Annotated in this window: 10 protein-coding genes; 5 read left to right on the top strand and 5 right to left on the bottom strand. The window is 63.0% G+C overall.

Annotation, left to right across the window (positions count from 1 at the left end; all coding sequences use genetic code 11):
- Positions 1–240: 240 nt before the first annotated feature.
- Positions 241–1,662 carry a diguanylate cyclase gene (locus AC1DSJ_RS12145; RefSeq protein WP_175169715.1) on the top strand — a complete coding sequence of 474 codons (1,422 nt, stop codon included), beginning with the start codon at positions 241–243 and terminating at the stop codon, positions 1,660–1,662.
- Positions 1,663–1,749: 87 nt separating this feature from the next.
- On the opposite strand, the gene AC1DSJ_RS12140 is transcribed toward AC1DSJ_RS12145, so the two are convergent.
- Positions 1,750–2,649, bottom strand: a complete 900-nt coding sequence (locus AC1DSJ_RS12140) for a recombination-associated protein RdgC (RefSeq protein WP_441370699.1) — start codon at positions 2,647–2,649, stop codon at positions 1,750–1,752.
- 150 nt (positions 2,650–2,799) lie between these two features.
- Between AC1DSJ_RS12140 and AC1DSJ_RS12135 the strand changes: the two genes are divergently transcribed.
- Positions 2,800–3,009, top strand: coding sequence for a hypothetical protein (locus tag AC1DSJ_RS12135; protein WP_054423516.1), 210 nt, complete (start codon positions 2,800–2,802; stop codon positions 3,007–3,009).
- Between the two features lie 440 nt (positions 3,010–3,449).
- Here AC1DSJ_RS12135 and AC1DSJ_RS12130 read toward each other — a convergent pair whose 3' ends face one another.
- From AC1DSJ_RS12130 to AC1DSJ_RS12120, 3 genes are all read right to left on the bottom strand, one after another.
- On the bottom strand, positions 3,450–5,111 hold the full coding sequence (locus AC1DSJ_RS12130; protein ID WP_054423515.1) for an MFS transporter: 1,662 nt from the start codon (positions 5,109–5,111) through the stop codon (positions 3,450–3,452).
- Positions 5,112–5,332: 221 nt separating this feature from the next.
- The gene (locus tag AC1DSJ_RS12125) at positions 5,333–6,709 is read right to left on the bottom strand and encodes a sensor histidine kinase (protein WP_156336667.1); all 1,377 of its coding nucleotides are present in this window, start codon (positions 6,707–6,709) and stop codon (positions 5,333–5,335) included.
- A gap of 115 nt (positions 6,710–6,824) precedes the next feature.
- Entirely contained in the window at positions 6,825–7,514 is a 690-nt protein-coding gene (locus tag AC1DSJ_RS12120) for a response regulator transcription factor (protein ID WP_006225021.1), read from the bottom strand.
- 306 nt (positions 7,515–7,820) lie between these two features.
- Between AC1DSJ_RS12120 and recA the strand changes: the two genes are divergently transcribed.
- Both recA and recX read left to right on the top strand, forming a co-directional pair.
- Positions 7,821–8,882, top strand: coding sequence for a recombinase RecA (gene recA, locus AC1DSJ_RS12115; RefSeq protein WP_476760313.1), 1,062 nt, complete (start codon positions 7,821–7,823; stop codon positions 8,880–8,882).
- 92 nt (positions 8,883–8,974) lie between these two features.
- The gene (gene recX, locus AC1DSJ_RS12110) at positions 8,975–9,739 is read left to right on the top strand and encodes a recombination regulator RecX (protein ID WP_441370700.1); all 765 of its coding nucleotides are present in this window, start codon (positions 8,975–8,977) and stop codon (positions 9,737–9,739) included.
- A gap of 47 nt (positions 9,740–9,786) precedes the next feature.
- Here recX and AC1DSJ_RS12105 read toward each other — a convergent pair whose 3' ends face one another.
- A complete protein-coding gene (locus AC1DSJ_RS12105) occupies positions 9,787–10,704 on the bottom strand; it encodes a LysR family transcriptional regulator (RefSeq protein WP_054423509.1) in 918 nt (305 codons plus the stop codon).
- A gap of 156 nt (positions 10,705–10,860) precedes the next feature.
- On the opposite strand from AC1DSJ_RS12105, the gene metE reads away from it, so the two are divergent.
- A complete protein-coding gene (gene metE / locus AC1DSJ_RS12100; RefSeq protein WP_476760312.1) occupies positions 10,861–13,158 on the top strand; it encodes a 5-methyltetrahydropteroyltriglutamate--homocysteine S-methyltransferase in 2,298 nt (765 codons plus the stop codon).
- Positions 13,159–13,280: the final 122 nt, after the last annotated feature.

The following is a 13,280-nucleotide window of genomic DNA, read 5'->3' as shown; positions in this document are numbered from 1 at the left end:
GGCTGCCCCCCGAGGGGGCTCGCCCTGCCTTGGGGCGGCCCGGCGGCGGGGAGCCCTGATCACGTGGCGTGACACGCAAGCCGGGGCAGCTCAAGCACGCTGGTCAGCGCTACTGCGCCGACGTGACACGCAAGCCGCGTGCCCCTGGCGGCCTCTTTGTGCTTTTGAAGGATAATCCGCGCTGGTTTTCTGTCGCGTGTCGTTCCAAGACACGGGCGGCGATTTTAGGGCGGATGAGTTATGTCTTCGAGCAACAGCGCGATGCCGGTGTGGTCGGGTGGCGCCGGTCAGGCGTGCTACCTGAGCGCGTCAAACGCGCAGGCCTGGGAAGCGGTCTATCAATCGGTTGACGCCTACACGCGCGGCCAGGTCGCAGCGGTAGTGGGCGATAGCGCCAAAGAACTGGTGGACGCTTTCTATTCCACCTTGCTGGCGGATGTTGAGGCCGGGCCGCGCCTGTCGCACGAGATCGTTGCGACGCGCTTGCACAACGGCATGAAGTATTGGCTGAAGGGCCTGCTCTGTGTGCGCGATCAGGGCGATATCGTCGCGCTGATGGCCACGCAGAAAAAGGTGGGCGAAGTGCATGCGCGCGTGCATATTCCGATCCATCTGGTGATGGCCGGCGCCCGCGTTCTGAAAAACGAAATCTCTGCCCGTTTGCGCGCCAGCGATCTTGACGGCATGGCCGCGTCCATCGCCACCCAGTACGTCTGTAATCTGTTTGATCTGGCCATTGAGCAGATGAGCCGCGCCTTCATGCGCGACATCAACCGCGGCGCGCGCAATGACGAGGCTTATCGCTTGTTCGCCCTGGGGCAGAACATTTCCACTGAGCGCGAGCGCCAGCGCGCCGCCCTGTTGGAGTGGAGCCAGGCAGTGTTGATCGGCCTGCATTACCGCGCGCCGGAACAGGCGCTGCCCCGTTTGGCGGCGTCAGAATTCGGCCTGTGGCTGCAACACAAGGGCGGCGTGCTGTTCGAAAGCGCACCGGCCCTGCGCCAGATCACCGAAGCTGTGACGCGATTGGATGACGTGGTGCTGCCGCAGCTGATGATGGCCGAGGCCCAACGGCAGATGTCCTTGCCTGATCAGGTGCGTGAACTGCAAGAATTGGTGGCGCGCATTAAGCATTTGCTGAACGGCCTGTTCGACATGGTGGCCGAGATCGAAAGCGGCAGCGATCCGCTGACGAATGTGTTGAACCGCCGCTTCCTGCCTTCGGTGATCGGGCGCGAGATCGCAATCGCCAGCCGGCAAGAAAGCCGCTTTTCGGTGCTGCTGCTGGATATCGACCATTTCAAGGCCATCAATGACGCGCATGGGCATTCGGGTGGCGACCAGGTGTTGCGCCAGTTTGCCGAGGTGGTGCACCAGTCGTGCCGATCCAGCGATTTCGTCTTCCGGTATGGCGGTGAAGAGTTCCTGGTGGTGCTGGTCGACACCGGCCAAGAGGCCGCGCTGGCCGCCGCTGAAAAGCTGGGCAACGAGATCCGCCGGCACGATTTCACGATTCCCGAAGTGGGGGCGTTGCGAATTACGGCGAGTATTGGCGTGGCGACCTTTGACGGGCACCCGGATTACGCCTATTTGATTGATCGCGCCGACAAGGCCTTGTATCGCGCCAAGCAGGCGGGGCGCGATCAGAGTGTAGCGGCTTGATAAGACGGCGATATTTGCGCGCCCGCCAATAAAAAGGCCGCTCTGTTCCAGAGCGGCCTGTCGCGTTCAGCGTGATGGCGTCAGCAATCAGATTTTCTTTTCGCCGCCCAGCGCGTCGACGAGCTCGGCTATCATCTTGGCCAGTTCGCCCGTCATCAGCATCATGTCGGAATCAAACTTCTCGTCGTCGTTCGTGGCGACGCCTTCGTTGCCTTCTTTCAGCACGTCCAGCGGCGACACGCGCTTCACATCCAGGCCTTCGGTCAGCACGAACGAGATGCGGTCGGCCCACGTCATGGCCAGGCGGGTGCACTGCTTGCCCGACTGGATGTGGCGGCGCACGTCGTCTGCGTCGATGGAGTGCTTCACGTAGCGGATGGCCGCGCCGCTTTCGCCGGACGAACGCAGCTCGGTGTCTTGGTCGATGGTGAAGTTCGACGGCGCTTCGTCTTCAGCCAGCCAGCCCGTCATGGCAGACGCGGGCGATTGCGCCACGTACAGGTTTTCCAGCGGGAAAGGGTCCACGCACTTGGCCAGCAGGCCAATGACTTCGTCGGCCTTGGCGGACGCGGCGGCGTCGATCACCAGCCAGTGATTCTGCGGGTCGATCCAGACGCGGGTGTCGCGGTACACGCTGAAGGCGCGCGGCAGGAGCTCGTCCGTGACGCGTTCCTTGATTTCCTTCATCTGCTTGCGGCCCGGCTTGTAGCCTTGCTGCTCTTCGATTTCCTGGGCGCGCGCCTTGGCGACCTGGTTCACGACCGTGCCCGGCAGCAGCTTTTTCTCGGCACGCAGCGACAGCAGGATCTGGCCGTTCACAACGTGGGCAAGCCCGCCGTTTTCGCGCGGCGGCACCCAGCCCAGGCTTTGCATTTCAAGGTTGTTGCCCGCTTGATAGGCGTGGCGCGCAAGCGTTTCTTCAAGCTGATCGCCAACGAGAGTCCACGGCGAGGAGAGGCGGTAAATCTTGAGGTTTTTGAACCACATGAGCGTCGGCCAAAAGGGTTGATTCTATACGACGCAGCCGGTTTGCCGAAGTGCGATAAACCGCAAGCGACAGACGACACGTTCTGTCACTGACACATTCCAGGCGATGCGTTAACTTCCGCGCACCCACATGGAATCGGAGAGGAATACATGAAAATCATTGGCGCCATCCTGATCGTCCTGGGCATCGCAGCCCTGGCCTACAAGGGCTTCAACTACAAGTCCGAAGAGACCGTTTTGCAGATCGGTTCGGTGAAGGCTACCGCCGAAACCGAGAAGTCGGTGCCGATCCCGACGTGGGCCGGCATTGCCGCCATCGTGGCGGGCGTGGTGGCCTTCGGCGTGGGCATGCGCCGCTAACCCGGCTGGCCGGCAAGTCCGGCGCGATGAACAGAAATGGCGGCCGCCAAGCGGTCGCCATTTTTTTATTGGTGCGAAGGGTGACAGCAGATGGCGCGCGCAAAAAAAAGCGGCCCGGCTCAATAAAGGCCGGGCCGGTACGGGAGCACACAATACCGCGTCATAAAAGGCTCGCGGGGAACGCGGTATCGGTGTCAGAACACTAGCCCTGCAATCGTCTGACAGGGGGATCAATCGTCAGCCGATCTGGCGCAAGGCCGTAATCTGAGGCGCCAGTCTAAGCGCGAGGGTCTGACATCGTCCTGAAAGCGCCTGAAGAAGGCAAAGCCCTCGCGCAGTGCGCCGGGCTGGGGGCAAGCGCCAGACAAAAAAAAAGCTCCATAAGGAGCTTTTGAAAGGCCGGGCAGGCGCAGCAGTCCCACCCGGCGGGGGATGGCCGTTTATTCGTTGATGTCGTTGTCCTTGGATTCGCGCACGAACAGCGTGCCAATGACCAGGGTCATGACTGCAATGATGATCGGGTACCACAAGCCGTCGTAGATGTTGCCGGTGGCAGCCACGACCGCGAAGGCGACCGGGGGCAGGAAGCCGCCGAACCAGCCGTTACCGATGTGATACGGCAAGCTCATCGAGGTGTAGCGGATGCGGGTCGGGAACATCTCCACCAGCATGGCGGCGATGGGGCCGTAAACCATGGTCACGTACAGCACCAGGATCGCCAGCAGCACGACCACCATGACGTTGTTGCTTTGCGCCGGGTCCGCCTTGGCCGGATAGCCGTGGCTGCGGATCGCGGTGGTCAGCGCCTTGTCCAGTTCAGCGGCCTTGGCCTTGAAGTCGGCGGGGGCCATGGCCTTGCCGTCAAACGAGGCGAACTCGTCGTTGCCGATCTTGACCTTGGCCAGCGAGCCTGCCGGCGCCGTTTCGTTCTTGTAGTTCACCGAGTTGCGGGCCATGAAGGACTTCACGACGTCGCAAGAGCTGGTGAACGCGGACGTGCCCACCGGGTTGAACTGGAACGAGCAGGTGCTGGGGTCGGCAATCACCGTGACCGGGGCCGTGGCCTGAGCCTTTTCCAGCGCCGGGTTGGCAAAGTGCGTAATGCCTTGGAAGATCGGGAAGTAGGTCGCGGCAGCGATCAGGCAGCCCGCCATGATGATGGGCTTGCGGCCGATCTTGTCCGACAGCGCGCCGAAGACCACAAAGAACGGGGTGCCGATCAAGAGCGCGATGGCGATCATGATGTTGGCGGTATTGGCGTCAACCTTCAGCGTCTGCGTCAGGAAGAACAGCGCGTAGAACTGGCCCGTGTACCAGACCACGGCCTGGCCGGCGGTCAGGCCCAGCAGCGCCAGGATCACGACCTTCAGGTTCTTCCACTGGCCGAACGATTCAGCGATCGGCGCCTTCGAACCCTTGCCTTCTTCCTTCATGCGCTTGAAGGTCGGCGATTCGCTCAGTTGCAGACGAATCCACACCGAGATGCCCAGCAGCACGACCGAGATCAGGAACGGAATGCGCCAGCCCCAGGCTTTGAAGTCGTCTTCGCCCATGACCGTGCGGATGCCCAGGATGACGAGCAGCGACAGGAACAGGCCCAGGGTAGCGGTGGTTTGAATCCACGAGGTGTAGAAACCACGGCGGCCGTGCGGAGCGTGTTCGGCGACGTACGTGGCCGCGCCACCGTATTCACCGCCCAGCGCCAGGCCTTGCAGCAAGCGCAGCACGATCAGGATGGCCGGAGCGGCCAGGCCGATGCTGGCGTAGCTGGGCAGCACGCCGACCAGGAACGTCGACAGGCCCATGATCACGATCGTGACCAGGAACGTGTATTTGCGGCCGACCAGATCGCCCAAACGGCCAAACACCAGGGCGCCGAAGGGGCGCACGGCGAAGCCCGCGGCGAACGCCAGCAGCGCGAAGATGAAGCCCGCGGTGGGGTTCACGCCCGAGAAAAAGTGTTGCGCGATGATGGCTGCGAGCGAGCCATATAGATAAAAGTCGTACCACTCGAAAACCGTGCCCAAAGACGACGCGAAGATGACGCGGCGTTCATCCTTGGTCATCGGGCGCGGTTCCGCGGAAGGACCGCGGCCTGCCATGGTTGTTGTGCTCATGATGTCTCCTCGTTTTTTTGGCCAGCGGTTGTCCGCCGTGCTGGGCCCTTTGCCGGCGAGCCGACATCGAGCTATACGCAACATTGAGGCGCGAGGCTGACGAGGTTCTGACGTAACCCTTACCTGAATCTTAAAATTGAAACATTATGTAAGCGTTGCGTGCGGGGCTAGGGATAGTCCTTAGCCCGCTGCGGGCAGGGTTGCGCTCAGCTTTCCAGCAAATCCGGGTGGTCGGCGTACATCGGAAACACCACGCGGATGCGGGTGCCGGGCAGGTCCGAATGTGCGGTGGGATGGTCGCTGATCAGGACCGTGGCCTGATGCTTCTGCGCAATTTCGCGCACGATGGCCAGCCCCAGGCCGCTGCCGTCGGACGCCGTGCCCAGCACGCGGTAGAAGCGGTCGAATACGCGTTCGCGTTCTTCGGGGGGAATGCCCGGGCCAGAGTCTTCGACCTCCAGCACGGCTTCGTCGCCAACCCGCTGCACGCGCACGGTGATGTGGCCGCCGCGGGGGGTGTAGCGCAAGGCGTTGTCGACCAGGTTGTTCAGCAGCTCGGCAAGCAATAGCGGGTTGCCGCTGATCTCAACCGGGTCGTCCGACCCTTCGAAACCCAGATCGGTGGCAAGCGACAGCGCCTGCGGCACCCAGTGCATCGCTTGCTCGTAGGCGATGGCGTTGAGATCGGTGCGGGTCAATCCGATCGCACTGGGATTTTCCGCGCGCGCCAGCAACAGCAGCTGGTTGACCAGACGTGTGGCGCGTTCGGAACCCGTCACCAGCTGGCGCAGGCTGGACTGCATTTCTTCGGGGCTGGCATCGCGCAACGCCAGCTCGGCCTGCGTGCGCAAGCCGGCCAGCGGCGTCTTCAATTGATGCGCCGCGTCCGCCACGAAACGGCGCTGCGCCTGCACGTTGGCGGACAAGCGGTCCAGCAGGTCATTCATAGCCGCCACCAGCGGCGCGATTTCCGACGGCGCGGCGCGCTCATCGATGGGCGAAAGATCATCAGGACGGCGCGCGCGCAGGCGCTGCTGCAACGCATTCAATGGCGCCACGCCGCGCGACAGCCCGAACCACACGAGCAGCACGGCAATCGGCAGCACCACAAACTGCGGAATGATCACGCCTTTGATGATGTCGTTGGCCAGCTGGGTGCGCTTCTCGACGGTCTCGGCCACGATCAGCAGCGCGGGCTGCGTGTTGGGCAGGTTCAGGTCCACCCACGTGAAGGCCAGCCGGATGCCGAAGCCGCGCATGGTGTCGTCTTCGTACTGGACCTCGCCGGGGCGGGGCTGGCCCACGGTGGCGGGTAGGGGCAACGCGCGGTCGCCGCCCAGGTATTCGCCGCGGCTGCCCAGCGCCAGCCAGAACACGCTGTCGGTTTCATCGGCGCGCAGCACATCGCGTGCGGGGTCCGTCATCTTGAGTACCGCGCGGCCATCTTGCGCGTGAACCTGGCGCGTCAGCACATGCAGGTTATTGGCCAGCGCCCGGTCATAAGGCACGTTGGCGATGTTCTGCGCGACCACATACGTGATGGCGACGCTCATGGGCCACAGCAGGAACAGCGGCGCGAGCATCCAGTCCAGAATTTCGCCCAGCAGCGAACGCTGGGGCGGCGCGAAGCTCGGGCCCTTGGACCCGGCTTGCATGATATCCAGCGCTTCCTGATTGAGCGGCTCAGGTCCTGCAGGCTCAGCTGGCGAGGTACGCGGCACCCTGGTCCCGCTCCAGACAGTAGCCCAGGCCGCGCACGGTCACGATCTTCACGCCGCTGGGCTCCAGCTTCTTGCGCAAGCGGTGCACGTAGACTTCGATAGCGTTGGTGCTGACTTCCTCACCCCATTCGCACAAGTGGTCCACCAGCTGCGTCTTGCTGACCATGCGGCCGCTGCGAGTCAGCAGAATTTCCAGCAGGCTGACTTCGCGCGCGGACAGGTCCAGCGTCTGGTCATCAACGATGGCCACGCGGCCCGTCTGGTCGAACAGCAGCCGGCCGTGCTTGATCATCGTGGCGCCGCCGCCCGCGCCGCGCCGGGTCAGGGCGCGCACGCGCGCTTCCAGCTCGGACAGCGCGAAAGGCTTGGCCATGTAATCGTCGGCGCCCAGGTCCAGGCCCTTGACGCGCTGCTCGATGCTGTCGGCCGCGGTCAGGATCAGAACGGGCAGGGCGGAGTTGCGGGCGCGCAGGCGGCGCAGCACTTCCAGCCCGGCCAGTTGCGGCAGACCGAGATCCAGGATGAGCAGGTCAAAGGCTTGGGCCGCCAGGGCAGAATCGGCGGCCAGCCCGTCGCGCACGGCGTCCACGGCATAGCCGTTGTGGCGCAATGACCGGGATAGACCGTCGGCCAGAATGCTGTCGTCTTCAGCGATCAGAATACGCATGGGCTGCAAATGAAGGGGTCCCTGTGGCGCCGGCGCTTTGCGCGCTGGCCACCCCTCTATGGGGGGCTATCCGCCTTGTGGGCGGCCCGGCGGCGGAAAAGGGACGAAACGCCGGGGTCGGCTTCGATTCTGTCATAGGCGGCCGGGCTTGCCCACTCAGGGAATACGTGCAAAACTCTGGCACACTGGTTTTTTGTACAGTACAATCCGATGCCATAATCTGAACCTGATTCAAAACAGCAATGCTGCGGTTCAGGCCCCAGCCGCAACCACCAGATACCAGATACGTTACAGACAGGACATTACATGGACGACAAAACCTCCAAGGCCGCCGCTTCGGAAAAGGCCAAGGCGCTTGCCGCCGCGCTTTCGCAGATCGAAAAGCAGTTCGGCAAGGGCTCGATCATGCGCTACGGCGACAACGAGGTCTCGCACGACATCCAGGTGGTTTCCACGGGCTCGTTGGGTCTGGACATCGCTCTGGGCGTTGGCGGCCTGCCGCGCGGCCGTGTGGTCGAAATCTACGGCCCGGAATCGTCGGGCAAGACGACCCTCACGCTGCAAGTCATTGCTGAAATGCAGAAAATCGGCGGCACTTGCGCGTTCGTCGACGCGGAACACGCGCTGGACGTGCAATACGCCAACAAGCTGGGCGTGAACCTGACCGACCTGCTGATCTCSCAGCCGGACACSGGCGARCAGGCMCTGGAAATCACCGATGCGCTGGTGCGYTCGGGYTCGGTYGACCTGATCGTSATCGACTCGGTKGCSGCSCTGGTGCCCAAGGCYGAAATCGAAGGCGAAATGGGCGACTCGCTGCCCGGCCTGCAAGCCCGTCTGATGAGCCAGGCGCTGCGCAAGCTGACCGCCACGATCAAGCGCACCAACTGCMTGGTSATCTTCATCAACCAGATCCGCATGAAGATCGGCGTSATGTTCGGCAACCCCGAAACCACSACSGGCGGCAACGCGCTGAAGTTCTACGCCTCGGTGCGMCTGGACATCCGCCGCATYGGCTCCATCAAGAAGGGCGATGAAGTCGTTGGCAACGAAACCCGCGTCAAGGTTGTGAAGAACAAGGTCGCGCCGCCGTTCAAGCAGGCTGAATTCGACATCATGTACGGCGCCGGCATCTCGCGCGAAGGCGAAATCATTGACTTGGGCGTGGCCGCCAGCGTGGTGGACAAGTCCGGCGCGTGGTACAGCTACAACGGCAATCGCATTGGCCAGGGCAAGGACAATGTTCGCGAATACCTGAAAGAGCACAAGGAAATCGCGATCGAGATCGAGAACCGCGTTCGCGAGAACCAGGGCATCGTCAGCCGCGCCGCCGAATTCGTGCCCACGGCGGAAGACACCGCCGAATAACGCAATTCGGACGCCGCCAGCGCTTCGGCCTGGCGATATATGCGGCAGGCGCCACTACGGGCCTGCCGTTTTGCATAGAAAGCAGGAAGCGCATGAGCTGGAAATCGACTCCCGCGTCAGCCGACCGTCTTCGCGCCAAGTTGGATGACGAATTTGAAACCGTCGCCAAGCCCCAGGGCTTGCGGCGCACTTCCGACGCGCGCCGCGAAAAAGAAGCTGACGCGGCCGCAGACGCATCCGCCTCCGCGCCTGACGTATGGCAGCGCAGCTCGGAAACACGCAATGCGGCAACACGCGGCTCCGCGCGCGGCCGTGGCACGGCGCGTAACGACGCAAGAGCGGGCGTAGAGGCTGGATCAGAAACAGGATCGGACCCGATCGAAGGCGCCGCAACGGCCGATGGCAAGCCCGAACGCAAAGGGCCGTCGCTGAAGATGCGCGCCGTGGGGTATTTGTCGCGGCGTGAACACGCCCGCGAAGAACTCGCCCGCAAGCTTGCCGCCTATGCCGACGACGCGGACGAGGTCGAAGCGGTGTTGGACGCGCTGGAAAAAGAAGGCTGGCTGTCCACCGAGCGCTTTGCGCAAAGCCTGGTGCATCGCCGCGCATCGCGCCAAGGCACGGCCCGCATCGTGCAGGAATTGCGCCAGCATGGGGTGGACGATAACCAGGTCGCCGAACTGCGCGACCAGCTTCGCGCCACGGAGTACGACCGCGCGCTGGAAGTCTGGAAGAAGCGCTTCGATGCCAAACCGGCCGACCGCGCCGCCTACGCCAAGCAGGCCCGCTTTCTGGCCAGCCGCGGCTTTGCGCACGACGTCATCCGCCGCATCTTGGGCGACAGCGACGAAGACTGATCCGGCCGCCTTGCGGTATTTGGCCTGCTTGCTTCAGCCTTCCCGCATCACTTCGCCGACTTGATGCCCGATAGCGTCTTGAAGCAGACGTCGCGCGTGATGGTCAGGAATTCATCGATGTACGACGTGTCGGTGTCTTCGCTGCGCACCGTGGCGTACAGCGTGCGCCATACCCCTTGCGGCCCCAGCCGGCACAACCGCAACCAGCCTTGATTCATGTATTCCGTCAGCGCCCAGTTCGGCAGCGCCGCCACGCCGCGGTTGCTGGCAACCAGCTGCGCGATGATGGGCGTGAGTTCCGCCTTGCGGATGGCGGCGGGCTCAACATCCGCCGGGTCCAGGAAGGCGGTGAACACGTCCAGGCGCTGCTTGTCCACCGGATAGGTAATGAGCGTCTGATCGGCCAGTTGGTCCGGCATGATGAATTTGCTGCCCGCCAGCGGATTCGATTCCGACACGGCCAACACCAACTCGTACTTGAACAGCGGCAGATACTCCACGGAATCCAACGGCTGCGGGTCTGACGTGATCACCAGATCGAGGTCGCCGCGCACCAGGGCGGGCAGCGGCGCAAACGAGAAGGCCGCCGACAAGTCCAGCGCCACGTCCGGCCATTGCACGCGGAAAGCGTCTAGCGCCGGCATCAACCATTGGAAGCAGGAATGGCAATCAATGGCCAGATGCAGGCGCCCCGTGCGCCCCGCGGCCAGACGCTGCAATTCGCGTTCGGTGGCGCGAATGCGCGGCAACACCTCGTCCGCCAGCGCCAGCACGCGCAAACCGGCAGTGGTCAAGCGGGCGGGGCGGGTACGGCGGTTCAACAGCGGCGTACCCAGGCGGGTTTCCAGGTCGCGCAACTGATGCGACAGGGCGGATTGGGTCAGGTGCAGGCGCTCGGCGGCTTCTTGCAGGCTGCCGCCTTCGCGGATGGCGGTCAGCGTTTCAAGATGGCGAATTTCTAGCATGGGGCGGGGGGGGGTGTGGCTCAGGGGCGGTCTGGATGAGGAATTATTGTATGAGATTTCCTCATCTTATAAATGTAGACATTGATTTTGATTCATATAAATTAGCCTGCACAATAGCCATCACTTGAACAAAATTTGTCTTACGGTGGCATTGTCATGACGACTATTCATAATCTTGGGTTCCCTCGCATTGGCGCGCAGCGCGAACTCAAGCGCGCGGTGGAAGCGTATTGGGCTGGCAAGCTGACCGCCGAAGCGCTGGAAGAAACCGGCCGTGAACTGCGCGCCAAACACTGGAAACTGCAAGCCGCCGCCGGCCTCAAATTCGTGCCTGTGGGCGACTTCGCCTGGTACGACCAGATTCTGGAATGGTCCACGTTGCTGGGCGCCGTGCCGGTCCGCTTCGGCCAGAAGGACAGCGAGCCGGTCTCGCTGGACACGCTGTTTCGCATGGGCCGTGGCCGCGCGCCTACGGGCAAGCCCGCCGCCGCTTGCGAAATGACCAAGTGGTTCGACACCAACTATCACTACATCGTGCCGGAACTGGTTCCGGGCCAAACCTTCCGCATCGCCCGTGAATCGCTGTTTCAGCAGGTGCAGGAAGCGCAAGCGCTGGGCCACGCCGCCAAGCCCGTGATCCCGGGTCCGTTGACCTGGCTGTACCTGGGCAAGGGCGACGCCTTTGCCGGCGGCGCTGCCGACGCAGGCAAGCTGCAATTGCTGGCAGCGTTGCTGCCGGTGTACCAAGACGTGCTGGCCCGCTTCGCCAAACAGGGCGTGCAATGGGTGCAGATCGACGAACCGATCCTGGCGCTGGACCTGCCAGAAGCCTGGCGCGATGCGTTCAAGCAGGTCTACGGCACGCTGGCCGCCAGCCCCGTCAAGCTGTTGGTCGCCACCTACTTCGACGGCTTGAAAGACAACCTGGCCACCGCGCAAGCGCTGCCGGTAGCAGGCTTGCACGTGGATCTGGTTCGCGCGCCGGAGCAACTGGCTGACGTCGTGGCCGGCCTGCGTGCTGGCCAGGTGTTGTCCGCCGGCATCATCAACGGCCGCAACATCTGGCGTACCGACCTGGACGCCGCCATCGCCACGCTGGCGCCGGTCAAGCAGCAACTGGGCGATCGCCTGTGGTTGGCGCCGTCGTGCTCGTTGTTGCACGTGCCGGTGGACCTGGCCAACGAAACCGAACTGGATGGTGAACTGATCAGCTGGCTGTCGTTCGCCGCGCAAAAGCTCGAAGAACTGAGCCTGCTGGGCCGCGCGCTGGAAAGCGCAACCGAGCCGTCCCTGCAAGATGGCCTGATCAGGCAGCGCGCCGCCTTGGCCGCCCGCCGAGCGTCGCGCCGTATTCACAACCCGGCGGTGGGCCGCCGCATGGCCGCCGCCGAGTCGGTGTCGCGCGACCGTGCGCCGTTTGCCGGCCGTATTGTGCGCCAGCAAGAACAGTTGGGCTTGCCCGCTTACCCAACCACCACCATCGGCTCCTTCCCGCAGACGGCTGAAATTCGTGCGCTGCGTCGCGACTGGAAGGTCGGCGCGCTGACGGATTCCGGTTATGAGTCCGCCATTCGCAAGGAAATTGAGGAAGTCATCCGCTTCCAGGAAAAGGTGGGCCTGGACGTGCTGGTGCACGGCGARYYCGAACGCAACGACATGGTGGARTACTTCGGCGAGCWGCTGGMCGGCTTCGCGTTCACCAAGCACGGCTGGGTGCAAAGCTATGGCTCGCGTTGCGTCAAACCGCCGATCATCTTTGGAGATGTGGCGCGCCCCGCGCCGATGACGGTGGGCTGGTCGTCATACGCGCAGTCGCTCACTGACAAGCCGGTCAAGGGCATGTTGACCGGACCCGTGACGATTCTGCAGTGGTCGTTCGTGCGTGACGATCAGCCGCGTGAACAGACGTGCCGCCAACTGGCGTTGGCGTTGCGCGATGAAGTCGTGGACTTGGAGACGGCGGGCATCAACGTCATCCAGATCGACGAACCCGCCATCCGCGAAGGCTTGCCACTGCGCCGTGCCGATTGGAAGGCGTATCTGGATTGGGCGGTGGACTGCTTCCGCTTGTCGACCGCTGGCGTGCGCGACGAAACGCAGATTCACACCCACATGTGCTATTCGGAATTCAACGACATCATCGAATCGATTGCGGCGATGGATGCCGACGTGATCACGATTGAAACGTCACGTTCCAACATGGAGCTGCTCAAGGCGTTTGAAGACTTCGATTACCCGAACGACATTGGCCCGGGCGTGTACGACATTCACTCGCCCAACGTGCCGGACGTGGATTGGATGGTGGGCTTGATGCAAAAGGCGGCTGCCCGCCTGCCCAAGGAACGGCTGTGGGTGAATCCTGACTGCGGTCTGAAAACGCGCGCCTGGCCGGAAACCGAAGCCGCGTTGATCGGCATGGTGCAAGCCGCTCGCGCGTTGCGCCAGTCCGCATAAAAGGGCTTCATCAAAAGCCCTCGTGGTGTGCAAGCGATGCCCATCACGAGGGCTTTTTTTATTGAAGTCTTGAACGAATTCTTGCGGCGCCGGTCCATAAGCAAAAATCCTCACAGCCGGAT

The organism is Achromobacter sp. 01N37 (assembly GCF_056399725.1).
Note: the sequence above shows the minus strand (reverse complement) of the source record. Positions and strands in the feature narration are given on the sequence as shown.

What these genes read in the sequence shown, in the direction of transcription:
- AC1DSJ_RS12145 (WP_175169715.1), top strand. Translation starts at nt 241, where the DNA reads ATGTCTTCGAGCAACAGCGCGATGCCGGTGTGGTCGGGTGGCGCCGGT.
- AC1DSJ_RS12120 (WP_006225021.1), bottom strand. Translation starts at nt 7,514, where the DNA reads ATGCGTATTCTGATCGCTGAAGACGACAGCATTCTGGCCGACGGTCTA.
- AC1DSJ_RS12125 (WP_156336667.1), bottom strand. Translation starts at nt 6,709, where the DNA reads ATGCTCGCGCCGCTGTTCCTGCTGTGGCCCATGAGCGTCGCCATCACG.
- recX (WP_441370700.1), top strand. Translation starts at nt 8,975, where the DNA reads ATGAGCTGGAAATCGACTCCCGCGTCAGCCGACCGTCTTCGCGCCAAG.
- AC1DSJ_RS12105 (WP_054423509.1), bottom strand. Translation starts at nt 10,704, where the DNA reads ATGCTAGAAATTCGCCATCTTGAAACGCTGACCGCCATCCGCGAAGGC.
- AC1DSJ_RS12130 (WP_054423515.1), bottom strand. Translation starts at nt 5,111, where the DNA reads ATGGCAGGCCGCGGTCCTTCCGCGGAACCGCGCCCGATGACCAAGGAT.
- AC1DSJ_RS12135 (WP_054423516.1), top strand. Translation starts at nt 2,800, where the DNA reads ATGAAAATCATTGGCGCCATCCTGATCGTCCTGGGCATCGCAGCCCTG.
- AC1DSJ_RS12140 (WP_441370699.1), bottom strand. Translation starts at nt 2,649, where the DNA reads ATGTGGTTCAAAAACCTCAAGATTTACCGCCTCTCCTCGCCGTGGACT.